24 protein-coding genes and 2 other RNA genes are annotated in these 24,706 nt (G+C 65.8%); 18 read left to right on the forward strand and 8 right to left on the reverse strand.

The window, feature by feature from the left end; translation table 11 throughout:
• Window positions 1-59: 59 nt before the first annotated feature.
• The 3 genes from F7R02_RS12105 to F7R02_RS12115 all read right to left on the reverse strand — a co-directional run bounded on the left by F7R02_RS12105 (window position 60) and on the right by F7R02_RS12115 (window position 3,182).
• Entirely contained in the window at window positions 60-1,325 is a 1,266-nt protein-coding gene (locus F7R02_RS12105; protein ID WP_078591057.1) for a heme biosynthesis protein HemY, read from the reverse strand.
• Entirely contained in the window at window positions 1,322-2,299 is a 978-nt protein-coding gene (locus F7R02_RS12110; RefSeq protein ID WP_078591058.1) for a uroporphyrinogen-III C-methyltransferase, read from the reverse strand. The genes F7R02_RS12105 and F7R02_RS12110 overlap by 4 nt, the downstream gene beginning before the upstream one ends.
• Before the next feature lie 103 nt (window positions 2,300-2,402).
• A complete protein-coding gene (locus tag F7R02_RS12115; RefSeq protein WP_005921156.1) occupies window positions 2,403-3,182 on the reverse strand; it encodes a uroporphyrinogen-III synthase in 780 nt (259 codons plus the stop codon).
• Window positions 3,183-3,386: 204 nt separating this feature from the next.
• Between F7R02_RS12115 and F7R02_RS12120 the strand changes: the two genes are divergently transcribed.
• The 7 genes from F7R02_RS12120 (at window position 3,387) to F7R02_RS12150 (ending at window position 7,750) form a co-directional block, all read left to right on the forward strand.
• Window positions 3,387-4,196, forward strand: coding sequence for a glycosyltransferase family 25 protein (locus tag F7R02_RS12120; RefSeq protein ID WP_005912201.1), 810 nt, complete (start codon window positions 3,387-3,389; stop codon window positions 4,194-4,196).
• A 323-nt stretch (window positions 4,197-4,519) separates the two neighbouring features.
• Window positions 4,520-4,990, forward strand: a complete 471-nt coding sequence (locus F7R02_RS12125; RefSeq protein ID WP_017156408.1) for a YiiD C-terminal domain-containing protein — start codon at window positions 4,520-4,522, stop codon at window positions 4,988-4,990.
• Window positions 4,991-5,018: 28 nt separating this feature from the next.
• Window positions 5,019-5,441 (forward strand): hypothetical protein, encoded by a 423-nt coding sequence (locus tag F7R02_RS12130; RefSeq protein ID WP_003488512.1) that lies wholly within the window; start codon window positions 5,019-5,021, stop codon window positions 5,439-5,441.
• 74 nt (window positions 5,442-5,515) lie between these two features.
• Window positions 5,516-5,950 carry a rhodanese-like domain-containing protein gene (locus F7R02_RS12135; RefSeq protein WP_005912207.1) on the forward strand — a complete coding sequence of 145 codons (435 nt, stop codon included), beginning with the start codon at window positions 5,516-5,518 and terminating at the stop codon, window positions 5,948-5,950.
• A 109-nt stretch (window positions 5,951-6,059) separates the two neighbouring features.
• Entirely contained in the window at window positions 6,060-6,572 is a 513-nt protein-coding gene (gene secB / locus F7R02_RS12140) for a protein-export chaperone SecB (protein WP_003488515.1), read from the forward strand.
• A 15-nt stretch (window positions 6,573-6,587) separates the two neighbouring features.
• Window positions 6,588-7,613: an NAD(P)H-dependent glycerol-3-phosphate dehydrogenase gene (locus F7R02_RS12145; RefSeq protein ID WP_003488517.1), complete on the forward strand. Its 1,026-nt coding sequence runs from the start codon at window positions 6,588-6,590 to the stop codon at window positions 7,611-7,613.
• A 60-nt stretch (window positions 7,614-7,673) separates the two neighbouring features.
• Window positions 7,674-7,750: non-coding RNA, sX9 sRNA (locus F7R02_RS12150), on the forward strand.
• A gap of 317 nt (window positions 7,751-8,067) precedes the next feature.
• Here F7R02_RS12150 and F7R02_RS12155 read toward each other — a convergent pair.
• Window positions 8,068-8,664, reverse strand: coding sequence for an OmpO family porin (locus tag F7R02_RS12155; RefSeq protein WP_003488520.1), 597 nt, complete (start codon window positions 8,662-8,664; stop codon window positions 8,068-8,070).
• 376 nt (window positions 8,665-9,040) lie between these two features.
• Between F7R02_RS12155 and poxB the strand changes: the two genes are divergently transcribed.
• From poxB to F7R02_RS12185, 6 genes are all read left to right on the forward strand, one after another.
• Complete coding sequence (gene poxB, locus F7R02_RS12160) at window positions 9,041-10,750, forward strand: ubiquinone-dependent pyruvate dehydrogenase (RefSeq protein ID WP_172397282.1); 1,710 nt, start codon at window positions 9,041-9,043, stop codon at window positions 10,748-10,750.
• A 49-nt stretch (window positions 10,751-10,799) separates the two neighbouring features.
• Entirely contained in the window at window positions 10,800-12,242 is a 1,443-nt protein-coding gene (locus tag F7R02_RS12165) for a sensor histidine kinase (protein WP_078591059.1), read from the forward strand.
• A complete protein-coding gene (locus F7R02_RS12170; protein WP_078591060.1) occupies window positions 12,227-13,573 on the forward strand; it encodes a sigma-54-dependent transcriptional regulator in 1,347 nt (448 codons plus the stop codon). Before F7R02_RS12165 ends, F7R02_RS12170 begins: the two co-directional genes overlap by 16 nt.
• Window positions 13,574-13,762: 189 nt before the next feature.
• The gene (locus F7R02_RS12175; RefSeq protein WP_078591061.1) at window positions 13,763-14,515 is read left to right on the forward strand and encodes a hypothetical protein; all 753 of its coding nucleotides are present in this window, start codon (window positions 13,763-13,765) and stop codon (window positions 14,513-14,515) included.
• A gap of 102 nt (window positions 14,516-14,617) precedes the next feature.
• Window positions 14,618-15,235 (forward strand): hypothetical protein, encoded by a 618-nt coding sequence (locus F7R02_RS12180; protein WP_005912215.1) that lies wholly within the window; start codon window positions 14,618-14,620, stop codon window positions 15,233-15,235.
• Between the two features lie 92 nt (window positions 15,236-15,327).
• Entirely contained in the window at window positions 15,328-16,557 is a 1,230-nt protein-coding gene (locus tag F7R02_RS12185; protein WP_005928629.1) for an MFS transporter, read from the forward strand.
• 348 nt (window positions 16,558-16,905) lie between these two features.
• On the opposite strand, the gene F7R02_RS12190 is transcribed toward F7R02_RS12185, so the two are convergent.
• Together F7R02_RS12190 and F7R02_RS12195 are read right to left on the reverse strand one after the other, a co-directional pair.
• Window positions 16,906-17,382, reverse strand: a complete 477-nt coding sequence (locus tag F7R02_RS12190; RefSeq protein WP_078591062.1) for a tRNA (cytidine(34)-2'-O)-methyltransferase — start codon at window positions 17,380-17,382, stop codon at window positions 16,906-16,908.
• Between the two features lie 26 nt (window positions 17,383-17,408).
• Window positions 17,409-17,870, reverse strand: a complete 462-nt coding sequence (locus tag F7R02_RS12195; RefSeq protein ID WP_078591063.1) for an XAC0231 family protein — start codon at window positions 17,868-17,870, stop codon at window positions 17,409-17,411.
• A gap of 386 nt (window positions 17,871-18,256) precedes the next feature.
• Here F7R02_RS12195 and F7R02_RS12200 point away from each other — a divergent pair, with 386 nt between their 5' ends.
• The 4 genes from F7R02_RS12200 to F7R02_RS12215 all read left to right on the forward strand — a co-directional run bounded on the left by F7R02_RS12200 (window position 18,257) and on the right by F7R02_RS12215 (window position 21,994).
• Window positions 18,257-18,577: a DUF4156 domain-containing protein gene (locus F7R02_RS12200; RefSeq protein ID WP_003488921.1), complete on the forward strand. Its 321-nt coding sequence runs from the start codon at window positions 18,257-18,259 to the stop codon at window positions 18,575-18,577.
• A gap of 101 nt (window positions 18,578-18,678) precedes the next feature.
• Window positions 18,679-19,695 (forward strand): 3-oxoacyl-ACP synthase III, encoded by a 1,017-nt coding sequence (locus F7R02_RS12205; RefSeq protein WP_005912222.1) that lies wholly within the window; start codon window positions 18,679-18,681, stop codon window positions 19,693-19,695.
• Window positions 19,696-19,806: 111 nt separating this feature from the next.
• A complete protein-coding gene (locus F7R02_RS12210) occupies window positions 19,807-20,976 on the forward strand; it encodes a Fic family protein (RefSeq protein WP_172397281.1) in 1,170 nt (389 codons plus the stop codon).
• A gap of 115 nt (window positions 20,977-21,091) precedes the next feature.
• A complete protein-coding gene (locus tag F7R02_RS12215) occupies window positions 21,092-21,994 on the forward strand; it encodes an alpha/beta fold hydrolase (protein ID WP_078591064.1) in 903 nt (300 codons plus the stop codon).
• 154 nt (window positions 21,995-22,148) lie between these two features.
• Here the strand turns inward: F7R02_RS12215 and F7R02_RS12220 are convergent, their stop codons facing one another.
• Window positions 22,149-22,532, reverse strand: coding sequence for a YkgJ family cysteine cluster protein (locus F7R02_RS12220; RefSeq protein ID WP_078591065.1), 384 nt, complete (start codon window positions 22,530-22,532; stop codon window positions 22,149-22,151).
• A 321-nt stretch (window positions 22,533-22,853) separates the two neighbouring features.
• On the opposite strand from F7R02_RS12220, the gene oleC reads away from it, so the two are divergent.
• Window positions 22,854-24,515: an olefin beta-lactone synthetase gene (gene oleC, locus F7R02_RS12225; RefSeq protein ID WP_078591075.1), complete on the forward strand. Its 1,662-nt coding sequence runs from the start codon at window positions 22,854-22,856 to the stop codon at window positions 24,513-24,515.
• Here the strand turns inward: oleC and F7R02_RS12230 are convergent.
• Window positions 24,510-24,582: non-coding RNA, sX9 sRNA (locus F7R02_RS12230), on the reverse strand. The two genes, oleC and F7R02_RS12230, sit on opposite strands and share 6 nt — an antisense overlap.
• Window positions 24,583-24,706: the final 124 nt, after the last annotated feature.

Raw genomic sequence — 24,706 nt, forward strand, 5'->3', positions numbered from 1 at the left:
GCCTTGTTCTTGGGGGTGCAATGCGGCGGTACGCACATCGCATACCGCCGCTGTCTCCACTACAGGATGCGATCGTCCGCTGCGTGCGGATCGATTGGCGCGGGGTCGTACGTGGTGATGACCGGCTCGCGCAACGACTGCTGTGGCATGACGTCCTGCACCGGTTCGCCACGTGCGGCGCGCAAGGCATTGGCATAGCAATGCTGTGCCGACAGCAGGTCGCCGGAGGCGGCAAAACCGTGTCCCAATTCTTCCCAGGCCTCGCTGCCGGCGCCGCTTGCGATGGCGCGATGCAGGAATTCCTCGGCCTGCGACCACTGCTGCTGGTGACGCGCGAGCCGCGCCAGTGTCAGCAACAGCCCTGGGCTGTCGGGATATTGGGTCAGCCAGCGCTGCGCGCTGGCGCGGCGCGAATCGTATTTTTCCAGCGGCAGCACGCCGTACAGGCGCACAAGCGATTCGTCCCATTGCGCGTCCAGCGCCTGCTCCAGGCTGTGCACGGCGGCATCGTCCCAATGCAGCACGGCCGCACGTTGCGCGTAGGCGCCCACCACTGCCGGCGTGGTGCGTAATGCTTTGGGCAATGCTTCCCAGCGCTCGGCCAGTGCATTGGCGTCGCTGGCCTGCAACAGGGTCTGCTCGGCCAGCGTCGCTTCCAGCGTGCTGTAAGCATCGGGCGCCAAGACCGCCTGCTGACGCAGCGCACCGAGCTGGCCATAGGCTTCGTCGGCGCGACCGATCTGCGCCAGGGCATGGGTGCGCAAGAGCAGGCCGCGTGCCGGCAACGGCTGCGCGTTGGCGCTATCCAGTGCATTGATTGCGTCGACCGGGCGCTGGCGCGCCAGGTGCCGCTCGCCCTGCAACAGCGCATATCCTGTCGGGTCGCGCTCGGCCAGTTGCTTTGCAAGTGCCGTGGCCGCCGCATCGTCGCCGCGCGCATCGGCCACGCGCACTGCGCTGGCCAGGGCAATGCCGCTCACCTCGTCGTCTTCGCTGGCACTGACCAGCAGCCGCTCGGCGCGTTGCCATTGGCCATGATCGGCAGCGCGCAGACCTTCGATCAAACGCGCACGGCCCTTGTTGCGGCGGTACTTGCCCCACACGCGGAACGGCAGGCTGATCAACGTCCATAGCAACCACAGCACCAGCAAGGCGATCAGCAGGATCAGCAGCGCCTGCGGCATGGCGGCGTGATAGTCGTTACCTCCCACACTGACAACGACGTTGCCAAGGTCGTAACTGTTCTGGTGCGATAGCCACTGTGCGCCGAGCACGCCCAGCGCCACGGCAACCAGCAGAATCAAGACGGTACGCAACACTTTCATTGGGTGGATCTCCCTTCACGCATGGCCTGCAGTTGCAGCAGGGTGGTGCCCAGTTCCGGCATGCGCGGACGCAGTGGCGCTTGTTGCAGGCTGCGCAAGCGCGCACGCAGCTGACGACGTTGCGGCGAATCCGGCCAGAGCCGGGTAGTCCAGGTCTCCACGCGGCGCAGCGATTGCGCAAAACCGGCGGCATCGCCACGTTCCGCGGCCGCGCGGGCCAGGCTGATTTCGATCTGCACTGCATCGCGCGCAGCATGCCGGTCGCCGCCGGTAAGCAAGGCGTCGCCGCGGCTGGGACGGATGTCCACCAGCGGCGCCAGCGCCTTTTGCCACCACGGTTGCGCCGCGTCGCTGGCCTGCGCGGTCTGTTCCGGCAGGCGCTGCAACTCGGCGGCCAAGGCGTCCAGATTCTTGCCGGCCTCCGCCTGCGGGCCGGCCCCGAGACGCTCCAGCGCATCGCGTTCCTGCACCAATGCCTGACGCAGATTGAGATAACCGGGGTCGTCGATGCCGTTGAGTGCGCCGTTGGCCAGCGCATAGGCGCGCCGCGCGCCATCGGCATCGCCGGCGATGCTCAGGCGCTGCTGGCCAAGCCGCAGCAGCAGCTCCACTTCATCCAGGCGCAGCGCCTGTGCGCCATGACGGTTGGGGTCGGCCAGCTTTTGCACGGTGTCTTCGAGCAATGCGCTGCGCTGAATCAGGCCCAGCATCTCGTCGCGCAGGACGCGGTTGGTGGCCGCCGCGTCCTGCAGACGCTCGTTGGCCAGGCGCTGATCGCGGCGCAGCGTTTCCAGCATTTGCTGGGTGCCGTCCCAGCGTTGCTGCTGCGCCTGCGCGGCCTGCAGCTGCGTTGCCTGATAGTTCTGCCACGCGCGCCAGCCCAGCAGCAGCGCCACACCGACGGCCGCCACGGCCACGACAAGCAGCAGCCATGCCAAGGGAAAGCGTCGCGCAGGAGCGGGCATTTCGGTCATTCGGACATCCTCGGGCAGTCACGACCGGCGCAGGCGCCGCAGTCATCGCACACAGCATGGCGTGCAGCGCCGGACGGCGGCAAGCTGTGCTTGAGTTCGCAGTTCAGCAAGGTCGCGGTGGTGTCATGACCGCCGCCTCAGCAGCAGCGGCGAGCTGCAGCGGCAACGGGCCTTCTGCGCGCATGCCATGCGCGAAGCCGGCGGCATGTGCGGCGTCGAGCATACGATCGCTGGATGCCACGACCGGACGCTGTTGCCACGCAGCGACCAGTTCGGCAGGGAGCTGTTGCAGAACCAGCGTCAGCGCTTCGGCGCTACTGAGCGCCAGCACGCTGCGCGGCAGTGCAAGCGACAACGCCTGGATGGCCGAGGCGCGCAAGCGCAGCGGGACGCGTTGATAGACATCGGCACGCACGATGCGCGCACCGCGCTGCTGCAGCGTTGGCGCCAGCATGCCGCGTCCGCCGGGGGCGGTGATCAGCCCGACGGCCTGTAGCGGCGCCTGCAGCAACGGCAGCGCAAGCAGGCCTTCGCTGTCCATGCGCGCCGGCCGCACCACGGTGTCGATGCCGCAGGCGTGCAATGCGCGCGCAGTGCCGTCGCCCACGCTGACCCAGTGCGCCTGCGCCGGGCGCTGCAGCGGCGCCAGACGATGCGCCGCCTGCACTGCCGCCGGGCTGGTGAAAATCGCAATCGGTGCTGCCAGCGCCTGCCGCAGCGCGTCTCGCGCTTGTGCGGTGTCATGGGTCTGCAAGCGCCATGGCGACAGCGCAAGTACCCGTCCGCCATGCCGCGCAACTGCCCGCCGTAGCGGCGCATGTTCACCGCTGGGGCGCAGCGAGATCAGGGTCCAGGCAGCATCGGAATGGGCAAGGCCGGTCATGGCGTGATTATGCGAGAGCGCCGGTCACCTGCGGCGCAATGTCGCCGCATCCAGGGGTGCCAGTGCGCATCGATGACGAAGTGCCGGCCGCCGGAGCGATGTTTTTGGCACCCTGACTGGCGCCCTTCGACTCGATCCAGAACCTCTTGCAACCGCTGGGAATCCGGTCACGATCCTGGCCGACAACCGTGCTGGAGCGGCGAAGTGATCAAGTCCTACCTTATCAATATGCAGCGCAGCGGCGACCGGCTGCAGGCCATGTCGGCGCGCTTGGATGCGCTGGGCCTGCCGTTCGAGCGCATTGCTGCCGTCGATGGCGCCACGTTGACGGACGAGCAGATCGCCGACTTCGTACGCGAGCGTCCACTGGAAGGGTCGGGCGATGCCTTCAGCACCGGCCCGCGCAAGTGGACAGCGTCCAACATCGGCTGCTTTCTCAGTCATCAGGCAGCGTGGCGCATTGCGGCCGATTCCGATGACGCCTACACGGCGATTTTCGAAGACGACATGCATCTGTCCGATGCGCTGCCGGCGCTATTGCGCAGCACCGATTGGCTGCCCGGCGGCAACAGCATCGTGCGGCTGGAGCCGTCCTACAACCGCATCAAGCTCGATGCCAAAGTGGCGGATGTCGCCGGGCGCCACCTGCGCCTGGTGCGGCCATCGAGGTATCAGCATTGTTGGCCGGTGTGCGCCGGCGCGCTGATCATCAGCAGGGATGCGGCGCGATTGCTGCTGGCTGCAAAGGCGCGCTGGCACACCATGGCCGATATTTTTTTGTTCGGGTGGAGCGAGTCGCCAGTGGCGCACCAGCTGTCCACCTATCAACTCTCGCCGGCTGCGTGCATCCAGGACAAGTTCTTCCATGCAGCTGCGGAAAACATCGTATTTACCAGCACGATCGATGCGCCGCTGACGCACGCACAGAAGCAGCGCAGTACGCATTGGAAAGCCAGGGCCACCGCGCTCTTGCGGGTGGCGCAGGGCTATCGCAAGGTGGTCTTTGCGCCATAGCGCGGCAAACAAACCGGCGCGCGCAGGCGTCGGTTCTGCCTGGCGGTTGCGCGGTCGTTGGCTGGCGGTTTTATGCATGGCGCGCTATCTGCAACGCCACCGGCAGGCACGTGGCGGACATCGCTTGCTGACCGAGCGGGCGATCCGGGTTGCACCAAGGTGTCGATACGTTTGTTGCACGCAACCAGAGCGATGCCGGCCTGCACATCGCACGTGGCGATGACTGCATTCACCATGCGGTGCCGCATGTCATGCAGGTGCACAAGACGCTCGCAGAACATTGCGGCATGATGCCGCCCTTCGCCGTCTTCCAGTCTTTGCCGATGACTCCTTCGTGCACGCTCGCATCCGCCCTGCAGTCGCTGCAGCAGCAGTTCATCGCCATGCCGCCGGTCCTGTCGATGGGCATCGCTGTCGACGGCTTGCACGATGGTGCGTTGCGCCTGCGGGCACCGCTGCAGGCCAACGTCAACGACAAGGCCAATGCATTCGGCGGCAGCCTGGCCTCGCTGATGACGCTGGCCAGCTGGGGGTGGCTGACCCTGCAGCTGCAATTGGCCGGGCACCACGCCGATGTCTACGTCGCCGACAGCCAGCTGCGCTATGTCGCGCCGGTGTACGAAGACCTGGTCGCCAATGCCGAGCCGTCCGAGCTGGGGAGCTGGGAGGCCTTTCTGGCGACGTTCCGGCAGCGCGGCAAGGCGCGCATCGGCATGCGCGCGCAGATCGCGCTGGGCTCCGGTGCCGCCGCGGCCACGTTGAGCGGGCGCTTCGTGGCGTTTCCAAAACGGTAGGATGCCGGCTGGATCCGGGGGAATACGCATGCGTGCAGTCATTACAACGATCGTGCTGCTTGGGCTGGCACTGCTGAGCGGGGTGGCCAATGCCGGCAGCCGTGCCCAGGCGCGTGCGCTGGAAACCACCCAGGCCGCCTACACGGCCGCCGTGCGCTGGAACGATTTCGACGCCGCGCTGGGCTTCGTCGAGCCGGCATATGCCCAGGCGCATCCGCTCAGCGACCTGGAACGTTCGCGCTACGAGCAGGTGCAGATTTCCGGCTACCGCGAAGTGCGCGTGGGCCAAGACCCCAACGGCGACCTGCGGCGCGAGGTCGAGTTGCGGGTGATCAACCGCAATACCCAGGCCGAACGGCTGGTGCGCAGCATCGAGATCTGGCGCTGGAATCCCGAGCAGAAGCGCTGGTGGCTGGCCAGCGGCCTGCCCGACCTGTGGAAGGGCCAGTAGCCTGCCCCTGCGCGCCAGGCGTCGCGTGCGCCAGCTGTGCGACAATTCCCGCCCGCTCGACTGACCCTGACCCCGTGAATTTCGAAGAGCTGCAGGCCTTTGTCGGCCGCAACCCCATGTTGTCGCTGGCCCTGGTGGGCCTGACCATCGCCCTGATCGTCACCGAGGTCGCGCGCCTGTTCCGCGGCTATCGCGCGCTCAAGCCGGCCGAGCTGACCCGTCTGATCAACAGCGAAAACGCGCTGGTGATCGACCTGTCGCCCACTGCCGACTTCGAAAAAGGCCACATCGCCGGCAGCCGGAACGTGGCGCTGGCCAAGTTCGACCCAGCCGGCAAGCTCTTGGCCAACGCCAAGGCCTCGCCGGTGGTGGTGGTCTGCCGCAGTGGCACCACCTCCGCCGGTGCAGCCAAGACGCTGAAGAAAGCCGGTTTCGAACAGGTGTACTGGCTCGAAGGCGGCGTGGCCGCCTGGCAGATGGCCGAGCTGCCACTGATCAAGGGCCGCTGATCGGCCTTGTGCGGCACCCGGCACGCCCCCATTGCTGGCGTGAGAGACTCGCGCTTTCACGTTCGCATCACTCAACGCTGCATCCACCGAACCGTTTCTGGAGTTAGGAATGTCCGACGAAATCCTCAACGGCGCCGCTGCGCCGGCCGACGCCGCTGCTGGTCCCGCCTTCACCATCGAAAAGATTTACGTCAAGGACGTGTCCTTCGAATCTCCGAACGCACCGGCCGTCTTCAATGACGCCAACCAGCCCGAGCTGCAGCTGAACCTCAACCAGAAGGTGCAGCGCCTCAACGACAATGCCTTCGAAGTGGTGTTGGCCGTGACCCTGACCTGCACCGCCGGTGGCAAGACGGCCTATGTGGCCGAAGTGCAGCAGGCCGGCGTGTTCGGCCTGGTCGGCCTGGACCCGCAGGCGATCGACGTGCTGCTCGGCACCCAGTGCCCGAACATCCTGTTCCCGTACGTGCGCACCCTGGTCAGCGACCTGATCCAGGCCGGCGGCTTCCCGCCGTTCTACCTGCAGCCGATCAATTTCGAAGCCCTATATGCGGAAACCCTGCGTCAGCGTCAGAACGAAGGGACCTCGCTGGCCGATTCCGAGCCGGCTGGCAACGCCTAAGCGTTGATTGCGCCGATGAGCGATTTGACCCACAAGATCGCCGTTCTCGGCGCCGGTTCCTGGGGCACGGCCCTGGCCGCGCTGCTCGCCAGGCATGGTCACCCGACCGTGCTCTGGGGGCGCGATGCGGCGATGGTGGATACCATCGACCGCACCCACGAGAACGCGCGCTATCTGCCGGGCATTGCACTGCCCGACAGCCTGCGTGCCACCACCGACCTGCAGGCGGCGGTCGCTGACGCCACTTGGATCCTGGTGGTGGTGCCCTCGCATGCGTTCACCGAGACGATCCGGCTGATCGCACCGCTGCGCCCGCCCGGTGCCGGCGTTGCGTGGGCGACCAAAGGCTTCGAACCGGGTTCCGGGCGGTTTCTGCATGAAGTGGCGCGTGACATCCTCGGCCCCAGCGTTCCGCTGGCCGTGGTGACCGGACCTTCCTTCGCCAAGGAAGTCACGCTCGGCCTGCCGACCGCCATCACCGTGCACGGCGACGATGCGGCGTTTGCGCAAGTGGTGGCCGACGCGATGCATGGCCCCACTTTCCGCGCCTACACCGGCGACGACATGGTGGGCGCCGAGCTCGGCGGGGCGATGAAGAACGTGCTGGCGGTGGCCACCGGCGTGGCCGATGGCATGCAGCTTGGTCTCAATGCACGTGCCGGTTTGATCACACGTGGCTTGAACGAGATGCTGCGTCTGGCGGCGGTGATCGGCGCTCGTCCGGAGACCTTGATGGGCCTGGCCGGGTTGGGCGATCTGGTGCTCACCTGCACCGGCGATCTGTCGCGCAACCGTCGCCTGGGTCTGGCCTTGGGGCGCGGGCAGAGCTTGGACGAGGCGATCCGCGAGATCGGTCAGGTGGTCGAATCGGTGCAGACGGCCGATGAGGTCATGCGTCAGGCCGAACACCACGGCATCGAACTGCCGATCTCCAATGCCGTGCGTGCGGTATTGCACGGTGAAATCACCCCGGAAGCAGGCTTGAAGGAATTGCTGGCACGCGAGCGCAAGCCAGAGTACCCGCAGACCTTGTTCACCTGAGAACAGCTGACAAAACGCTGCCCTCACCACCAGGCCTGCGTGGCCGGTGCTCGGAATCTCGCGTACCACTCTTTCATTGTGGTTCCGCGCGCACCGTCCACACCCACTGGATGATCGCTCGCTACGTTTTGTTCGCCGCTCCAAGACCGGTAGCGTTTCGGCGTCTATTGCGAAGATGCACAACACAACGCCCGGCACGACCGGGCGTTTTTGTGTGGCCGCGTGCCGCGGCGCAAGCAGGGCTTTGGCGGATCAGACGTCAGGTATGTGGGGGCGCCCAACGCACGCATGGCCAACCCTCGTGGCGCAGGCGCATCGTTGGCGAGGTTCCCTGTGCGAAGCGATGCGTATCGTGACGTGCGTGTGCAAACCGCCAAAAGAAAGAAGCCCGGTCGGGGGACCGGGCTTCCAGTGCAACGCGGGAGAGAGATCGCGTTGCAGTCAAACGTGCGGCTTACCAGCTGAAGCGCGGGCCGACCGACCATTCCTTGTTGCCGTCGCCATCCATACGGATGTCGCCGTTGATGCCCCAGTTCTGGTTCAACTTCACCTGGGCGCCAAGACGGCCGTAGAAGTTGTCGCCGATGTCGATGCCACGCTTCTTGGAGAAGTCTTCGTAGCCAGCCAGTGCATAGACTTCGAAGTGCTCGCCGAAGGCGTTACGCAGACCGGCTTCAACGCTGTAGCCGTCGAAGTTGATGTTCGGGGTGTCCAGGTCCAGCTTGCGGTAGGCAACGCGCGCAACGAAGTCGGTGCTCGTGGCGATTTCGTGGTTGAAGCCAACGCCGACGCCCCACTGCTGGAAGTCCGAGTCGGTGTTCTCGAACACGTTGTTGTTGTCGTCAGCGTTCTGCTTGCTGTAATCGCCGAACACATGGAAGTTCGGAGCGATGGCGTAAGAGGCCTTCACGCCCCAGCCATCCGCATCGCGACCTTCGGTCGGCGTGCGCACGTAATCGCCTTCGACGAAGTTGTAGGAGAGGTTTTCAGCAGCCGAAGCCGCAAACGGCAGAGCTGCGAGAAGGCCGAGGGCCAGCAAAGAAGTCTTCATGATCGGGATACCTGTACTTATTTGATTGGACCGGCGCTGAGGCGAATGCCGTTAGCTGCCGAGATGTAAATTCTCCGTTATTCGATGGAACGCGACATGAATTTTGGACTGACCAGTTGATGAATCATCGCGCCAGATTCAGCTGCGCTTTCTTGTGTAGCGTGCAGATACGCGCACAGCACGTGCAAAACGTGACGCTCTAGCGCTTACGTTGCGCCGATGTGAGGCGTACGTGCATAAACGCAATAAACCGCTTGGTTTCCAGCGTTTTACCTGCGCTCGCTAGACAAGCACATTGCACTGACGCAGTCGCTGGGAGCATTGCACGCCTGTTGAACACACCTTGTGGAGCTGCATCGTGGCGAAGAAGAGGACGTTGGCGCGCTTTCTGGCCGAGACGCTGCAGAGCGCCGGGGTCGAGCGGATCTGGGGCGTCACCGGCGACAGCCTCAACGGCTTGACCGATGCCTTGCGCGAGATGCAGACCATCGAGTGGATGCATGTGCGGCACGAAGAAGTGGCCGCATTCGCCGCAGGTGCCGAGGCGGCGGTGACCGGCCAGCTGGCGGTGTGTGCGGGCAGTTGCGGGCCGGGCAATCTGCACCTGATCAACGGGCTGTTCGATTGCCATCGCAGCTGCCAGCCGGTACTTGCGATTGCCGCGCATATCCCATCGTCCGAGATCGGGCTCAGCTACTTTCAGGAGACCCACCCGCAAGAGCTGTTTCGCGAGTGCAGTCACTTCGTGGAGATGGTGATCAACCCGGCGCAGCTGCCGGAAGTGCTGCATCGGGCGATGCGCACGGCCATCCTGCAGCAAGGCGTGGCGGTGGTGGTGATTCCCGGCGATATCGCGTTGCTGGAGGTCGACAAACATGTCTCCAGTGCGTGGTCGGCGCTGCGTCAGCCACGGCTGCTGCCTGCCGCCGAGGATGTGCGGCAATTGGCCGAGCTGCTGCAGCAGAGCAAGGCAGTGACGCTGTTGTGCGGCAGTGGCTGCGCCGGCGCGCATGACGCAGTGGTGGCGTTGGCCGACACGTTGGGTGCGCCGGTGGTGCATGCGCTGCGCGGTAAGGAATACGTGGAGTGGGACAACCCGTTCGATGTCGGCATGACCGGCCTGATCGGTTTCAGTTCCGGTTATCACGCGATGCTCAATTGCGACACCTTGCTCATGATCGGCACGGATTTTCCGTACCGGCAGTTCTACCCAAAGGACGCGACCATCGTGCAGGTGGATCGCGACCCAAGCGCGCTCGGTCGGCGCACGCCGTTGCAGCTGGGCATTGCCGCCGATGTGGGCGAAACCATCGCAGCGTTGCTGCCGCAGCTGCAGCGCCGCGAAGAACGTGGCTTCCTGGAAAAGTCGCTTGCGCAATACCGCAAGGCGCGCGAAGGGCTGGACGATCTGGCGGTGCCGGCAGATCCCGGCCAGCCGCTGCACCCGCAGTTCGTGACCCGGCTGATCAGCCAGATTGCCGATCAGGATGCAGTGTTCACATGCGATGTCGGCACGCCCACGGTGTGGGCCGCCCGCTACCTGCGCATGAACGGCAAGCGCCGCTTGCTGGGGTCGTTCAATCACGGCTCGATGGCCAACGCGATGCCGCAGGCGCTTGGCGCGCAAGCAGCATTTCCTGGTCGGCAAGTCATTTCGCTATCGGGCGATGGCGGTTTTGCGATGCTGATGGGCGATTTCATTTCGCTGGCGCAATTGCATCTGCCGGTGAAGGTGGTGGTGTTCAACAACGCCTCGCTGGGATTCGTGGCGATGGAGATGAAGGCCGCCGGTTATCTGGATACCGGTACCGAGCTGCGCAATCCGGATTTCGCGGCGATGAGCAACGCGATGGGCATCCTGGGCATTCGTGTCGATGAGTCGTCGCAACTGGAGCGTGCATTGCGCCAAGCCTTCGCGCATTCGGGTCCGGCGCTAGTGGATGTGCGGGTCGCCACGCAGGAGCTGGCGGTGCCGCCGGCGATCAAGCTCGAACAGGCCAAGGGGATGGGCCTGTATCTGCTCAAGGCAGTGATGAGCGGGCGTGGCGACGAGGTCATCGCGTTGGTAAAGACCAACCTGCGTTAATTCAGTTGCACTCACGCACACTGGCTGTCCTCTTCAGGCCGCTTCGTCCATGCCCCGTTCGCTGCTCCGGCAACTGTTGCTGATCTGGATGGTGATCGTGGCCGCCTGTGTGGGCGTGGCCACGATGTTGTACGGCCTGTATCGGCAGACCGAGGGAGTGCGGCTGGAGGAGGCGCGCCAGCAATTGGGCGGGCAATGCGCGCGCATCGTGCAACGCTATGCCGGGGCAAGCGAGGCAGCGCGTCGCGGCGACGATGGCGCTGGCCTGGCAGCGGTGGTGGTGCAGCTGGTGCTGGCCGATGCACCAGGTGTCGAAGGCGGTGTCTGGGACCTGCACAAGGGCTTTGTTGCCTACGCGTACCCGACCTACGACGGCAGCGACCACAAGACCGATATTCCCGCCGCTGAGTGGGCCAACATCGTCAACACGGCGCAGCAGAGCGTGACGACAAAGCAAGCGGCGCAATACCGTCGCGACGGTCGCCGCGAGGTACTGCTGATCAGCGCCTGTCCGTTGGCATCCGGCAGCGCGGCATGGACGATGACGCGGGTGCCGGCCAGCAAGGCCGACGCGTGGCGGCCCCTGGTCGTCGGCATGCTGCTGATCTTCGCAATGGTGGCGATATCGGCCATTGCGCTGGGCGTGCTGGTGCGGCGCTGGAGCCAGCGCCTGCAGCGTATCCAGCAAGCGCTGGCCGCCGACACCGAGACGCCGCACATTCCGCCGACCGGGACGCCGGAACTGGACCGGCTGGGCGCGGCGGTCAACGACTATGCGCAGCGCAACGCGCAGGCGCTGGCGCAGACGCGCCGGCTGGCCGACGAGCTGTCGCGGCACGAACGGCTTGCCGCGCTCGGGCGTATGACGGCCACTGTGGCGCATGAAATCCGCAACCCGATTGCCACGATGCGGTTGGCGCTGGAAAACGAGATCGCGCGCGGCGATGCGACGCCGGACGCTGCTGCGCATGGCGAGTTGATGCTGGGGCAGATTCGTCGCCTGGATGGTGTGGTCGAGAGCCTGCTCGGCATGGTGCAGCCGATCCGTCTGCAGCTGGAGACGGTGGTGGTGCAGGACTGGCTGGCGACGCTGCTGGAGCACAGTCCGTTACCGCCCGGCACGTCGCCGCCCCGCGTGCTGCTGCCGGCTGCGCCGTTGCGCTGGACCCTGGATCCGCAGCAACTGGGGCGCGCGGTGCACAACCTGCTGCGCAATGCCGCGCAGCACGCCGATCCAGGCAGCGAGGTTACGCTGCAAGCGGCAGCAGTGGAGGGCATGTTGCAACTTCAGGTCTGCAACCATGGCGCGCCGATCGCAGAACCGATCGCCGCACACTTGTTCGAACCGTTCGTCAGTGGCCGCGCCGACGGCAATGGCCTGGGGCTGGCGCTGGTGCGCGAGATCGCGCGCGCGCATGGCGGACACGCGCGCTACGCACATGCCGACGGGCTGACCCATTTCATTCTGGAGTTGCCATGGCGCGCATCCTGATCATCGATGACGATGCCGCGTTTCGCACCACCTTGCAGGCCACCTTGCGCTCGCTCGGGCATACGGCAGTCGCCGCCGAGAATGGGCCGGACGGGCTGGCCCGGTTGAGCGAAGGCGGCATCGACATGGCGTTTGTGGATTTCCGCATGCCGGGCATGGATGGCATCGCGGTGCTGCGCGCGCGCCTGGACGATGCGCAGGCGCGTCAGGTGCCGCTGGTGATGCTGACCGCCCATGTGTCCAGCGGCAACACGATCGAGGCGATGACGCTGGGCGCCTTCGATCATCTGGTCAAGCCGGTTGGTCGTGCCGACATCGTGGAGGTGGTGGAGCGCGCACTGCTCAGTCGCGCCGATGCGCAGGCTGCAGCGACAGACGCGTTGTCTGCGCCGGTCGAGGACGACGATGCACTGGTTGGCCACAGCCCGGCGATGCGCACCGTGCACAAGCGCATCGGCTTGGCGGCCGCCTCTGATCTGCCGGTGCTGATCACCGGGGAAACCGGCACCGGCAAGGAATTGGCGGCACGCGCGCTGCATCGCGCCAGCCCGCGCGCCAGTGCGCCATTCGTTGCAGTCAACTGCGCGGCCATTCCGCTGGAATTGATGGAGAGCGAGCTGTTCGGCCATCGCAAGGGTGCGTTTTCCGGCGCCAGCAGCGACCGACGCGGGTTGATTCGCGAAGCCGATGGCGGCACGTTGTTTCTGGACGAAATCGGCGACATGCCATTGCCGATGCAGGCCAAGCTGCTGCGTTTCCTGCAGGAAGGCGAGGTGACGCCATTGGGTGGCAGCGGCCCGCAGAAGGTGGATGTGCGGGTGCTGGCCGCCACCCATCGCGACCTGGCGGCCTGCGTGGCCGACGGGCGCTTTCGTAGCGATCTGCGTTACCGCCTCAATGTGGTGCCGATCGAACTGCCGCCATTGCGCGAGCGTGGCCAGGACATCCGGTTGCTGGCGCAGCACTTCCTGAGCGCCAATGCAGCGCGTGCGCAGAGCCTGTCGCCGGCGGCGCAGGAGCGCCTGCTCGCGCACCGCTGGCCTGGCAATGTGCGCGAATTGCGCAACGTCATGCAGCGCAGCCAGGTATTGGTGCGCGGCGCCAGCATCGATGCGGCGGATCTGGAGGAAGCGCTGGGCGAGGCTGGCGAGGCGCCGCCAAATGGTGCATCGGCGTTGACCAGCACCCTGCCTGAGGCGGTGGCGCAGCTGGAAAAACAGATGATCCAGTCGGCGCTGGAACAGAGCCAGGGCAATCGGGCAGAGGCCGCGCGCCGGTTGGGGATCCACCGGCAATTGCTCTATCGCAAGCTGGAGGAATACGGCTTGTGACACGCGCGCACGCGTCGATCGCAGACTGCGCGACAGCTGTCCCAAAACCGGACAGGGTGGATGAAATGCAGACGTCTCTCTTCGGCTGTCGGCCAATGAAAGTCATTTAAAAACAATTACTTATCAATTGGCACGATTGCTGCTTTACCTCTGGTACGCGGCCCCTTCCCGCCGCGCAGGAGACATCCCATGTTGCGTCAGACTGTTCTTGCAATTGCCCTGGCCTGCACCATCGGCGCCGCCGCCGCACAAGTGGCCGCCCCGCCGCCGCCGCCGGCTCCCAATGGCCCGATCGGCGGTCCGCCGGCCCCGCCGACCCCGGTCGCCGCCACACCGGTGAGCGTGAGCGGTACCGTCGAGCGCTTCCTGCTCAATCCCAATGGCGACGTCGACGGACTGTGGCTGCGCGACGGCACCCAGGTCGGGTTTCCGCCGCATCTGTCCAGCGAGGTGAAGGCGGCCGTCCGTGCCGGCGACAGTGTCGTCGTGAAGGGCTTCCGCCTGGGCAATCTGCCGGTGCTGCAGGTCAGTTCGATCAGCTCCGGCCGTAGCGGCCGCGAGGTGGTCGACCGCCCGCCGACCTTCGGCGCGGCCCCGCCACCGCCGCCGCCCCCCGGCCAGCTGACCCCGTTGCAGTCCGATGGCACGATCCAGCGCCTGGTCTATGGGCCTGCCGGCGAGATCAATGGTGCGCTGGTCAGCGATGGCACGGTGGTGCGGATGCCGCCGCATCTGGCGCTGCAGTTTGCCGATCTGCTGCGCGTGGGCGCACCGCTGAGCGCCAGCGGCCTGGGTGTGGCCACCCCGGACGGCCGTGCGATCGAGGCGACCCAGTTGGGGCGTGATCGCTCCTCGCTGCGCGCGCTGTTCACCGCGCCGCGTCCGGACGGCCCGCTGCCGCCGCCCCCGCCGGGCGCTCCAGTCCCGCCGGCCGGCCGTTGAGTCGTACCACCCCTGTCTTGTTCGTTGGTTTCCTCCGCTGGTCACGCAGCCGCGTGGCCAGCGGCTTGACCGGCAATGCCGGTCCTTTTTCGGAGTAACACCATGCATTGGGTCGACCCTGATTTCCTCCCCGCCACCCGCGGCACCCTGGCGCGTTTCCTGCTCAACCCCAAGGCCGATATCGACGGCCTGCTGCTCACCGATGGCACCGAAGTGCACACCCCGCCGCATCTGTCCGAGGCGCTGCTGAAGGCGCTCAGGCCGGGCAGCGCGCTCACCGTGCGTGGCCTCAAGCCGCGCGACGTGGAGATGTTGGTGGCGTTGGCAATCGATCCGGAAGGTGGCAAGCGCATCCTCGATGAAGGCCCGCATGGGCCGCATGCCAAGCCCAAACCCAAGCCACCCGGCAAACCGCCCAAGCCGGAAGTGGCCCAGCACAGCGGCACCATCACCCGGTTGCTGCATGGTCCGCACGGGCAGGTGCATGGCGTGCTGCTGGACGATGCGGTCACGGTGCGGTTTCCGCCGCATGCCGGTGGCGACTTCGCCAAACAGCTGGTGGTCGGCAAGCCACTGGTGGCCGAAGGCGAGACCAAGGCCACGCCGCACGGTGTACTGATCCATGCCCATGCCTTGGGTGGCAAGGCGGCGACGCTGAAGCAGATCGAGCATCCGCCGCACGGGCCCGCGCATAAACCCAAGCCCAAGCCCAAACACTAGGAGCCGGACATGCGGCCACCGCGCGCCACTGAGATGCTTGCCCCCTGGTCTGCCACGTGCGCCTTCGTGCGCGCTCGCAGTGGAGCATTGCCATGCCGATGACCAAGACCAGGCCCCGTGGCACGCGCGCGCTGGAAGCACTGCATTTCAGCGTGGCCGATGTGCAGGACGGGCTGGGGCCGTTCCTCAGCGTGTTCCTGCAATCCAAAGGCTGGTCGGTGGCGGCGATCGGCACGGTGATGAGCGTGGGCGGCATCGCCGGCATGCTCGCCACCACACCGGCCGGCGCGCTGGTCGATGCCACCCGGCGCAAACGCGCAGTGGTGGTGATCGGTTGCCTGGCGATCTTGCTGGCCACCGCCTTGATCTGGCTGCAGCCCACCTCTTCCGGCGTGGTCGCCGCACAGATCGCCTCGGCGTTGGCGGCGGCCGGCATCGGCCCGGCATTGACGGGCATTACCCTGGGGCTGGTGCACGCGCGCGGTTTCGACCATCAACTGGCGCGCAACCAGGTGGCCAACCATGCCGGCAACGTGCTGGCCGCGGTGCTGGCTGGCTGGTTGGGATGGCGTTACGGCTTTGCCGCAGTGTTCCTGCTGACCGCATTTTTCGGCGCCCTGGCGCTGGTGGCCGTGCTGGCGATTCCGGCTGCGGCCATCGACCACCGCGCAGCACGCGGTCTTGCGAGCAACAACGGTGGCGATGCGCTGAGTGGTTGGCGCGTGCTGCTGACGTGCCGCCCGTTGGCGCTGCTGGCGGTGACGCTGGGGCTGTTCCATCTGGGCAATGCGGCGATGCTGCCGCTGTACGGCATGGCGATCGTGGCGGCGCATGCCGGCGACCCGAGTGCGTTGACGGCCACCACCATCGTGGTGGCACAGGCCACGATGGTGGTGGTCGCGCTGCTGGCGATGCGCTGGATCCGCGTGCACGGGCACTGGTGGGTGCTGCTGGTGGCGTTCATGGCCCTGCCGTTGCGTGCCTTGGTGGCGGCATCGGTGATCCATGGCTGGGGCGTGTTTCCGGTGCAGATCCTCGATGGGCTCGGCGCCGGCCTGCAAAGCGTGGTGGTGCCGGCGCTGGTCGCACGCTTGTTGCAAGGCACCGGGCGCGTCAATGTCGGCCAGGGCGCGGTGATGACGGTGCAGGGCGTCGGTGCGGCACTGAGTCCGGCGTTCGGTGGCTGGTTGGCGCATGCCTTCGGTTACCGCATCGCGTTTCTGACCTTGGGTGCGATCGCGCTGTTGGCAGTGGCGTTGTGGGCCGGCTGTCGCGGCATGTTGCAGGCAGGGGCCTCCGTACAGGCCGAGACAATGCTGTGACCGATGCGCAGTGCGCGCACGAAGGTGGCTACCGATCGCTGGCCGTTGCGGCTTGCGCGGTATCGACCGCACTGCGCCGGCGAGGGTGAGCAAGTGCGATCTGATCCGGGGCGTGTCCTGTCGGCCAGGAGGCCCGGCATACGCGCAGATGACGCGGCGCGCAGCATCGCTTCGTTAATCCGGATCGATGCAGTGTCTATCGCCGTCGAACGATGACAGCCGACACCGATGAGGCGTCTTGGCGAGATATCAGGTGCGACAGCCAGGATCTCACCGCGCATGTGGCAATGCGGCCTGGCAGCGGGCAGGTAGGCGCATGTCGTTGCGCACAGTTCCGGCTATTGCGTGCTACTGGCCGCCAGCGAAATTCCATTGCCGCCAGGCTTCGAACACCATCACCGCAACGGTGTTGGACAGATTGAGGCTGCGGTTGTCCGGGCGCATCGGCAGACGTAGCCGGTGCTGCGGCGGAATCGACTCCAGCACCTCGGCCGGCAGGCCGCGGGTTTCCGGACCGAACAAAAACGCATCGCCATCGGCGAACTGCGGTGTGTCGTAGCGCACCGTACTGCGGGTGCTCAGTGCGAATACGCGCTTGGGCGCGATCGCGGCCAGTGCGCTGGGCAGGTCGGCGTGCACCTGCAATGGTGCGTATTCGTGGTAGTCCAGGCCGGCGCGCTTGAGCTGCTTGTCGCTGAGGTCGAAGCCGAGCGGCTCGATCAGGTGCAGGCGCGCGCCGGTATTGGCGCACAAGCGAATCACATTGCCCGTATTGGGCGGAATTTCGGGCTGAAACAGGATGACATCGAGGACAGGTGCTAACATGCGCGCAAGTGTAGCTGCGCGCCCGCTTAAAGGCTGATGGCGGCGTTGACCAGCGCTTCCAGTTCGGCCGGCGAGGGCTGCAGTTGCGGCGTCGGCAGGTTCACGATGACCTGGCCCATCAGTGCACCGATGGCGCCAGCTGCCTGGCTGGAGGCGCTCTGCGCGCTGGCGGCGGCGCTGCGTACCACCAGGTCGCCACGCTGCTCGGCCGAAGGGCGCACCTGCACCGCCGCCAAGGTGACGATGCGCGGGCCGGCCTGTTCGGCGGCCAGGGCGGCCACTTGCTCGGCCGAGGGACGCACCTGCACGGCGGCCAGGGTGCGGATGTCGCTGTTGCGTTCCAGTGTCTGCTGGGCGATCTGGTCGGCGGCCGGGTGGACCTGCACGGTCTCCAGGGTGGTCAGGTTGGTGGCTTGGGCAAAGCCGGCCAAGGTGGCGCCAGCGAACAGGGCGGTGGAGAGGGCGATGCGCAGGGTCTGGGTCTTCATGGCGAGGTCTCTTGGTGTTGTTAGGCAGTGGTGTGGTAGTAAGGTAGTACACCGTTCCGGTATGCACAAGAACTTTTGCATGGCTTTTGATTTTGTTCAGCGAAAAGTCAGTCTCAGGTGCGGCCCGTGGTTGCGAAATAAAGCAGAGCAAACGGTGTGCCAACTAAAGATCATTGTTTTTGAAGGGTTTTCAGACGGGTAGAGGTGTCCGCGTCCGGACACCCGGACGCGTTGCACGGCGGCGGACATCGTGCTCGAACGGGTACCCGCGCTTAAGGCAAGGCGGTTCGGCGCGCTGAATGGGTGGATTGCGTGTGCTACCGCGCGCCGGATCGCCAGCAGGCAACTGCGGCACAATCCGGCTTTCCCCACAGGTGTGATGACTTATGCGCGTGCTGATGCTGTCTGTTCTGGTTGCCACCTCCACTGCGGCGTGCACCTGGGTGCCGATCGAACAAAGCGGCAAAAGCGTGCGGGTGCTGCCCGCAGGCCCTGTGCCAGCGGGGTGTCAGCAGCAGGGCGAAGTGGTGGTGACGGTCAAGAGCAAGGTCGGCTTCTACAACCGCAACCCGCTGCGCGTGCAGGAAGAGCTGGAAACGCTGGCGCGCAACGAGGCCCCCGGCGCCAACGCCAATGCGGTGCAGGCGCAAGGCCAGCCGGCTGACGGCAGCCAGCGTTTCAACGCCTTCCGCTGCCCGCCGCGCTGAACCGTTGGGCTGGGGCGCAGGCGTTTCAAATGTAAAGATGCGGTAAAACCAGCCAGCGGCTAGACTAGCGCCCCCTCGCCTGACGCCATGGCGCTACTTCGATGCTCTTCCAGAATGTCTCCATCGCGGGACTGGCGCATGTTGATGCGCCGCACACGCTGACTTCCAAGGAAATCAACGAACGCCTGCAACCGACCTACGACCGCCTCGGGATCAAGACCGACGTGTTGGGCGACGTTGCCGGTATCCATGCACGGCGCTTGTGGGACCAGGATGTCCAGGCCTCGGACGCCGCCACCCAGGCCGCGCGCAAGGCGCTGATCGACGCCGGTATCGGCATCGAGAAGATCGGCCTGCTGGTCAACACCTCGGTGAGCCGCGACTACCTGGAGCCGTCCACGGCGTCCATCGTGTCCGGCAACCTGGGCGTGGGCGACCACTGCGTTACCTTCGACGTGGCCAACGCCTGCCTCGCCTTCATCAATGGCATGGACATCGCCGCGCGCATGCTCGAGCGCGGCGAGATCGACTATGCCTTGGTCGTGGATGGCGAAACTGCCAACCTGGTGTACGAAAAGACCCTCGAGCGCATGACCTCGCCGGACGTCACCGAGGAGGAGTTCCGCAACGAACTTGCCGCGCTGACCCTGGGGTGCGGTGCAGCAGCCATGGTCATGGCGCGTACCGAGCTGGTGCCCGACGCCCCGCGCTACAAGGGCGGCGTGACCCGCTCGGCCACCGAGTGGAACAAGCTATGCCGGGGCAACCTGGACCGCATGGTCACCGATACCCGCTTGCTGTTGATCGAAGGCATCAAGTTGGCCCAGAAGACCTTCATGGCCGCGCGCCAGGTGCTGGGTTGGGCGGTGGACGAGCTGGACCAGTTCGTCATCCACCAGGTCAGCCGCCCCCACACCGCCGCCTTCGTGAAGTCGTTCGGCATCGACCCGGCCAAGGTCATGACCATCTTCGGCGAGCACGGAAACATCGGTCCGGCCTCGGTGCCGATCGTGTTGAGCAAGCTCAAGGAGCTGGGCCGCCTGAAGAAGGGCGACCGCATCGCGCTGCTGGGCATCGGCTCGGGCTTGAATTGCTCGATGGCGGAAGTGGTTTGGTGATGCGAGGTTGCACGGCATGCCTTGCTGCATGCCGTGCAACCTCGCCGCTTAAGAAAAAAAGTGCTATCTAAGTTTCCTTGCAAGAACCATTGCTGCCTGTAAGGAAGGAAGATGCCGCATCGCACGACTGGGCATTATGTTGCCGGAGCCCTTGCCGGCAGCCGCTATCAAGCGTTCGTGCCCAGCCCACTGCCGCCGGAGCCGGCATTGGACTTCTCCCTGGTTGCGTTGGTTGCGCGCAAGGAGCTTGCCGATCAGGCATTGGGGCGATTGGATGGCATCACGCTGATGCTGCCGGACCCGGAGCTTTTCCTCTATCAGTACGTGCGCAAGGAAGCCTTGCTGTCATCCCAGATCGAGGGGACGCAATCGTCACTTTCGGATTTGCTGTTGTTCGAAATGGACGCGGCACCGGGCGTCCCCATCGACGATGTTGAGGAAGTCTCCAACTACGTTACTGCCCTCAATCATGGTCTGCGTCGCCTGCGAGAGGACGATTTTCCGCTATCGCTGCGGTTGATCCGCGAAATGCATGCGTTGCTGCTGCAGGGTGGCCGCGGCGCCAGCAAGCAGCCCGGCGAGTTCCGTCGCAGTCAGGTATGGGTAGGAGGGGCATCGCCCGCACTCGCCCATTTCGTTCCGCCACCGCCAGATGCACTGCCCGATACGCTAGCGGCACTCGAACAGTTTCTGCATGCGTCGCAGGGCCAGATGCCCTCGTTGGTGAAAGCTGCCCTTGCGCACGTGCAGTTCGAGACCATCCATCCTTTCAGCGATGGCAACGGAAGGCTGGGACGGCTCCTGATTACCCTGATTCTGTGTAGCGAAGGTGTGCTGCGAGAGCCGAGCCTGTACCTCAGCCTGTATTTCAAGCGGCGCCGCGCCGATTACTATGACCGCCTCAACGCAGTCCGGCTCAATGGCGACTGGGAAGGGTGGCTGGGTTTCTTTCTGGACGGCGTGGCCGAAACCGCCCAGCAAGCTGTCGATACTGCACAGCGGTTGCTGGCGCTGTTGGCGCGCGATCGTGCACGCATCGCAGCGCTAGGCCAGCGAGCAGGCAATGTGGGCTTGGTGTTTGAGCAATTCGCGCGGCGTGTGGTGCTGGCGGTACCGCAGGTTGCGCCGCACCTGTCGCTGAGTGTGCCGACCATTCGCGCAGCGGTACGCACGCTGCAAGAGTTGGACATCGTCAACGAACTCACAGGCCAGCAGCGGCATCGCATCTTTGCCTATCAGGCGTATCTCGACATCCTCAGCGAAGGCGCGCAACCGCTGTGAGCGATTTCCTCGCACACCACTGTTGCAAACAGTTCAACCTTGCAGCGATGGTGAGGTGCGATGTCTTAGACGAATCGCCAGACGCATTTCAGTCCCTGCTTTACATCGAGAGATCATGAACTACCCCGGCTATCCCTTTCCCCCCAAGCGCCTTGAGGTGCGCCCCGGCGTTGCGATGTCGTATCTGGACGAAGGTCCGCGCGACGGCGAGGTTGTGGTGATGCTGCACGGCAATCCGTCGTGGAGCTATCTGTGGCGGCATCTGGTGAGCGGTCTGTCCGATTGCTACCGTTGCATCGTGCCCGACCATATCGGCATGGGCTTGTCCAACAAGCCGGACGATGCGCCCGACGCACAGCCGCGCTACGACTACACGCTGCAATCGCGCGTGGACGATCTGGACACCTTGCTGCGGCATCTGGGCATCACCGGCCCGGTCACGCTGGCGGTGCACGACTGGGGCGGCATGATCGGGTTCGGTTGGGCGCTGTCGCATCATGCGCAGGTCAAGCGGCTGGTGATCACCAACACGGCTGCGTTCCCGTTGCCGGCGGAAAAGCCGATGCCGTGGCAGATCGCGATGGGCCGGCACTGGCGGCCGGGCGAGTGGTTTATCCGCACGTTCAATGCGTTTTCGTCCGGCGCGTCGTGGTTTGGCGTCTCGCGGCGCATGCCGGCCGATGTGCGCCGCGCTTACGTGGCGCCGTACAACAACTGGCGCAACCGCATCTCCACCATCCGCTTCATGCAGGACATACCCCTGTCGCCGGCCGACCAGGGCTGGTCGTTGCTGGAGCGCTCGGCGCAGGCATTGCCCGCGTTCGCCGACCGCCCGGCCTTTATCGCCTGGGGCCTGCGTGATATCTGTTTCGACAAGCACTTTCTGGCCGGCTTTCGCAGGGCGCTGCCGCAGGCCGAAGTGACTGCATTCAACGATGCCAATCACTACGTGCTGGAAGACAAGCACGAGGTGCTGGTGCCGGCGATTCGCGCATTTCTGGAGCGCAATCCGCTGTAGCGCACTGCGCCGGCAGCAGCGTGCGGCTACGCGTCAGCTCACTGCACGCAATGACTGGAATGACTGCATCGACATCCGATGCAGCGCACCGGTCATCTCGGCCAGATGCCTGCCGAGGCTGTTGCGAGCACAACACAGGTGCTGCGCTACGGCGTTACACCGGCGGCAGCGGGTTGCGTTGCGCGTCGTCCACGCCGACCCAATCGGCATCGGTCAATGTGTGCAGGCCATGCGCCAAGCGCGATTTATCGCATTGCGCACTGCGCTGCCCGAATTCCAGCGAGGCCGGCACGGCCGCGCAGGACGACGGGCGGCGGTCGTGGATGCTGCAGCGGCTGTAGCGACCGATGTCTGCGTCCAGCGCGATACAACGCGGCTGCGATTGCGAGGTGCCGCGCATCGCCCGCTCATGCGTGCGTAGCGCCTCGGTCAGCTCGATCGGCACCCTGCCGCCCAATGCGGGATCGGCTTCGCTCCAATGGAAACTGACGCGGAAATAGGCGCAGCAGGCGCCGCAGGTAAGGCAGGGGTGTGCCATGGAATGCCGGGCCTGGCGCGGCGAAATCGCGTGGGAAGCGCGGCATTTTGACCGAACCGCGCCGCGATACAAGTAGCGTGCTGCGGTGACCGGTTAGCGATTCAGATGCGCTCCGCCACGCCCGGGTATGCGGCGCTCCGCAGGTGCCATAGCGCTCTGGCATGCGCTGCAAACGCGTTGCGGCGGTTGGGTCGGCCACTGCGCGCATCGATGCGTCATGCCGCCGCACGATGAGGAGCCGCGCTTGCGCCCGCGTCGCGCGTTGCCTTCAGGCAGCCTGCAAGCGGCCGGCGCCATCGGCGCATGGGTGATAATGCGCCGATGACGACCCTCTGCAATATCGCGGCCACCCTTCCGCAACTGGCGCGCGAGCGCCCCGACCAGATCGCCATCCGTTGCCCGGGCGGTCGCGGCGCCAATGGGTTTGCCGCCTACGATGTAACCTTGAGCTATGCCGAGCTGGATGCGCGCAGCGATGCGATTGCCGCCGGCCTGGCACGCCACGGCATCGGTCGCGGCGCGCGTGCGGTGGTGATGGTGCGGCCGTCGCCGGAATTCTTCCTGCTGATGTTCGCCTTGTTCAAGGCTGGCGCGGTACCGGTGCTGGTGGACCCCGGCATCGACAAACGTGCGCTCAAGCAGTGTCTGGACGAAGCGCAGCCGCAGGCATTTATCGGCATTGCGCTGGCGCAGCTGGCGCGTCGCCTGTTGCGCTGGGCGCGCTCGGCAACGCAGATCGTTACCGTCGGCGGACGTTACGGCTGGGGTGGAGTCACGCTGGCGCGGGTGGAGCGCGATGGCGCCGGCGCAGGCAGCCAGCTGGCCGACACCGCGCCGGACGATGTGGCGGCGATCCTGTTCACCAGTGGCTCGACCGGTGTGCCCAAGGGTGTGGTGTATCGCCACCGGCATTTCGTTGGCCAGATCGAATTGCTGCGCAACGCATTCGGCATGCAGCCCGGCGGGGTGGATCTGCCGACGTTTCCGCCTTTCGCCTTGTTCGACCCGGCGCTGGGGCTGACCTCGGTGATTCCGGACATGGACCCAACGCGTCCGGGCAGCGCCGATCCGCGTAAGTTGCACGATGCGATCAACCGCTTCGGCGTGACGCAGTTGTTCGGTTCGCCCGCCTTGATGCGCGTGCTGGCCGACTATGGGCAGCCGCTTCCCAACGTGCGCCTGGCGACTTCCGCCGGTGCGCCGGTGCCACCGGATGTGGTGGCGAAGATCCGCGCGCTGCTGCCGGCCGATGCGCAGTTCTGGACCCCGTACGGCGCCACCGAGTGCCTGCCGGTGGCCGCGATCGAAGGGCGCACCCTGGACGCCACGCGCGCCGCCACCGAGGCTGGTGCCGGCACCTGTGTGGGCCATGTCGTGCCGCCCAACCAGGTGCGCATCATCGCCATCGACGATGCGGCCATTGCCGACTGGAGCGGCGTGCGCGAGCTGGCGACCGGTGAGGTCGGCGAGATCACCGTCGCCGGGCCCACCGCCACCGATACCTATTTCAACCGTGATGCGGCCACGCGCATCACCAAGATCCGCGAACGCTGCAGCGATGGCAGCGAGCGTGTCGTGCACCGCATGGGCGATGTCGGATATGTCGACGCCGAAGGGCGCTTGTGGTTCTGCGGGCGCAAGACCCACCGCGTGGAAGCCGCCAGCGGCCCGCTGTACACCGAACAGGTGGAGCCGGTGTTCAACGTGCATCGGCAGGTGCGGCGCACCGCGCTGGTTGGCGTAGGTGGGCCCGGACAACAGCAACCGGTGCTGTGCGTGGAGTTGCAGCCGGGGGTGTCTGCGTCGGCGTTCGCACAGGTGGAAATCGACCTGCGCGCGCTGGGCGCTGCCCACCCGCACACCGCAGGCATCGCGCGTTTCCTGCGCCATTCCGGCTTTCCGGTCGACATCCGCCACAACGCCAAGATCGGCCGCGAAACGCTGGCGGTCTGGGCTGCGCAGCAGCTGCATAAGCGCGGCTGACAACAGGTAGCGCGCAGTGGTCAGTCGGGCGTGGAGGGCGCACTCAGAACGGCAGTGAGCGGTACATGCCGATTCCGGCAACGTCCACGCCCGACTGACGTGAGCGCAGGCATGTGTTGGCCGTTCCTGGTCGTCGATGTCCAGACTGCATGGCTACGCGTCGACGAGCAGATCGCCAAGTCGGGTGTGGC

Source organism: Xanthomonas cissicola (assembly GCF_008801575.1).
Taxonomy (GTDB): Bacteria; Pseudomonadota; Gammaproteobacteria; order Xanthomonadales; family Xanthomonadaceae; genus Xanthomonas; species Xanthomonas cissicola.

Coding starts and splice junctions, on each gene's coding strand:
- F7R02_RS12105 (WP_078591057.1), bottom strand. CDS start 1,325: ATGAAAGTGTTGCGTACCGTCTTGATTCTGCTGGTTGCCGTGGCGCTG.
- F7R02_RS12110 (WP_078591058.1), bottom strand. CDS start 2,299: ATGACCGAAATGCCCGCTCCTGCGCGACGCTTTCCCTTGGCATGGCTG.
- F7R02_RS12115 (WP_005921156.1), bottom strand. CDS start 3,182: ATGACCGGCCTTGCCCATTCCGATGCTGCCTGGACCCTGATCTCGCTG.
- F7R02_RS12125 (WP_017156408.1), top strand. CDS start 4,520: ATGACTCCTTCGTGCACGCTCGCATCCGCCCTGCAGTCGCTGCAGCAG.
- F7R02_RS12130 (WP_003488512.1), top strand. CDS start 5,019: ATGCGTGCAGTCATTACAACGATCGTGCTGCTTGGGCTGGCACTGCTG.
- secB (WP_003488515.1), top strand. CDS start 6,060: ATGTCCGACGAAATCCTCAACGGCGCCGCTGCGCCGGCCGACGCCGCT.
- F7R02_RS12145 (WP_003488517.1), top strand. CDS start 6,588: ATGAGCGATTTGACCCACAAGATCGCCGTTCTCGGCGCCGGTTCCTGG.
- F7R02_RS12155 (WP_003488520.1), bottom strand. CDS start 8,664: ATGAAGACTTCTTTGCTGGCCCTCGGCCTTCTCGCAGCTCTGCCGTTT.
- F7R02_RS12165 (WP_078591059.1), top strand. CDS start 10,800: ATGCCCCGTTCGCTGCTCCGGCAACTGTTGCTGATCTGGATGGTGATC.
- F7R02_RS12170 (WP_078591060.1), top strand. CDS start 12,227: ATGGCGCGCATCCTGATCATCGATGACGATGCCGCGTTTCGCACCACC.
- F7R02_RS12175 (WP_078591061.1), top strand. CDS start 13,763: ATGTTGCGTCAGACTGTTCTTGCAATTGCCCTGGCCTGCACCATCGGC.
- F7R02_RS12180 (WP_005912215.1), top strand. CDS start 14,618: ATGCATTGGGTCGACCCTGATTTCCTCCCCGCCACCCGCGGCACCCTG.
- F7R02_RS12185 (WP_005928629.1), top strand. CDS start 15,328: ATGCCGATGACCAAGACCAGGCCCCGTGGCACGCGCGCGCTGGAAGCA.
- F7R02_RS12190 (WP_078591062.1), bottom strand. CDS start 17,382: ATGTTAGCACCTGTCCTCGATGTCATCCTGTTTCAGCCCGAAATTCCG.
- F7R02_RS12195 (WP_078591063.1), bottom strand. CDS start 17,870: ATGAAGACCCAGACCCTGCGCATCGCCCTCTCCACCGCCCTGTTCGCT.
- F7R02_RS12200 (WP_003488921.1), top strand. CDS start 18,257: ATGCGCGTGCTGATGCTGTCTGTTCTGGTTGCCACCTCCACTGCGGCG.
- F7R02_RS12205 (WP_005912222.1), top strand. CDS start 18,679: ATGCTCTTCCAGAATGTCTCCATCGCGGGACTGGCGCATGTTGATGCG.
- F7R02_RS12210 (WP_172397281.1), top strand. CDS start 19,807: ATGCCGCATCGCACGACTGGGCATTATGTTGCCGGAGCCCTTGCCGGC.
- F7R02_RS12215 (WP_078591064.1), top strand. CDS start 21,092: ATGAACTACCCCGGCTATCCCTTTCCCCCCAAGCGCCTTGAGGTGCGC.
- F7R02_RS12220 (WP_078591065.1), bottom strand. CDS start 22,532: ATGGCACACCCCTGCCTTACCTGCGGCGCCTGCTGCGCCTATTTCCGC.
- oleC (WP_078591075.1), top strand. CDS start 22,854: ATGACGACCCTCTGCAATATCGCGGCCACCCTTCCGCAACTGGCGCGC.